Annotated in this window: 1 rRNA gene; it reads right to left on the minus strand. The window is 57.7% G+C overall.

From position 1 onward, the window contains the following. Positions 1–338 precede the first annotated feature (338 nt). Positions 339–418 (minus strand): 16S ribosomal RNA (locus IF19_RS0134335); the annotation flags it as partial.

Consider the following 418-nt stretch of genomic DNA (forward strand, 5'->3'; position numbering starts at 1 on the left):
CTGGTGCCAAGGCATCCACCGTGCGCCCTTAAAAACTTGGCCACAGATGCTCGCGTCCACTGTGCAGTTCTCAAACAACGACCAGCCACCCACCACCCCGTCCCGAAAGACGAGTTCACTGGGGCCGGATCAGAAGGACAGCCTCTCGGCCGCACCCTCAGACACCCAACAACGTGCCCGACACAATGCCCTGCTCATCACTTTCCACGCCGAAGCAGTACTAGCGACCAACCAAACACTGTGCCGAATAGTCAACGTTCCACCCATGAGCTGACCACCGTCGAACATTTGCCGACGTAGTGGCTCTGGATCCCTTACGGGATCTAGATGCTCCTTAGAAAGGAGGTGATCCAGCCGCACCTTCCGGTACGGCTACCTTGTTACGACTTCGTCCCAATCGCCAGTCCCACCTTCGACA

This window comes from Streptomyces californicus, from assembly GCF_000717645.1.
Taxonomy (GTDB): domain Bacteria; phylum Actinomycetota; class Actinomycetes; order Streptomycetales; family Streptomycetaceae; genus Streptomyces; species Streptomyces californicus.